This is a genomic window from Ruegeria sp. CE9 (assembly GCF_056537425.1).
Genome location: NZ_JBQFRO010000151.1, coordinates 1 through 501, shown reverse-complemented (window position 1 = coordinate 501; position 501 = coordinate 1). Strand labels below are relative to the sequence as shown.

The window sequence follows — 501 nt, the reverse complement described above, 5'->3', positions numbered from 1 at the left end:
TTGCCAAATATCGCGGGCCGCGTCCCTGATTTCATTTCTGCGCGCATTAAGTCGCGCCACGCGGGGCTTGTTTGATGAGCCGTGCCGCTTTATCCCACTTTCACAGATTGAGGATAAACGCGACCATGACCAGCCAAACCGATGCCGCTAAGGCAGCACCGCCTGCAAAGGCCGCCAATGCCACGGAGGAGCGTGCGCGCTCCAAAAAGATTGGATCGCTGCGTGCGCTTGTGCCCTTTCTCGTGCCGTATCGTGTCTGGATCATCGGGGCGGGTTTGGCGCTTGTGACCACGGCGCTTGTGGCGCTGATTATGCCCTTGGCCGTGCGCCGTGTCGTAGATGGGTTTGAGACAAACACCGCCGCCCTCTTGGACAGCTATTTTCTTGCTGCCTTGGGGATCGCGGGCCTTTTAGCCCTAGGCACGGGCGCGCGTTATTACCTTGTGACACGATTGGGTGAGCGTGTGATTGCCGATATTCGCAAGGCAGTGTTTTTCCGCA

The 501-nt window shown here is 58.3% G+C and carries 1 pseudogene; it reads left to right on the top strand.

Annotated elements, in window-relative coordinates:
* Positions 1-125: 125 nt before the first annotated feature.
* Positions 126-501 (top strand): annotated as a pseudogene (locus ACR0B3_RS24595) (ABC transporter); the annotation flags it as partial.